We start from the raw sequence: 278 nt of genomic DNA, 5'->3' as shown, positions 1-278 counted from the left end.
CGCTCTCCGCGCCGGGCCGCGATCAGTGCCGTGGCCAGCTCCGGCAGCGAGGTGCCCACCGCCACCACGGTGAGCCCGATGACCAGACTGCTCACCCCGAACCCGGTCGCGATCCCGACCGCCCCCTCCACGAGCATGCGGGCGCCGAAGGCCAACAGGCCCACGCCACCGGCCACCGCCGCGAACTGCGCCCACAGCGGCCGCTGCGCGCCCTGTCCGGCGGCCGTGCCGGAGGGCCCGGCGCCGGCCTGCCGGCGGCCCAGGACCAGGGCCAGAGC

General features: G+C 78.4%; 1 protein-coding gene. It reads right to left on the bottom strand.

What is annotated here, in order from left to right; genetic code table 11:
- On the bottom strand, window positions 1-278 hold a 278-nt coding region (locus ACSNOK_RS34060), incomplete at both ends, for a sodium:calcium antiporter (RefSeq protein ID WP_436784605.1).

It is taken from the genome of Streptomyces sp. URMC 126, from assembly GCF_051386555.1.
GTDB lineage: Bacteria > Actinomycetota > Actinomycetes > Streptomycetales > Streptomycetaceae > Streptomyces.
This window is presented reverse-complemented; position numbering and strand designations above follow the sequence as displayed.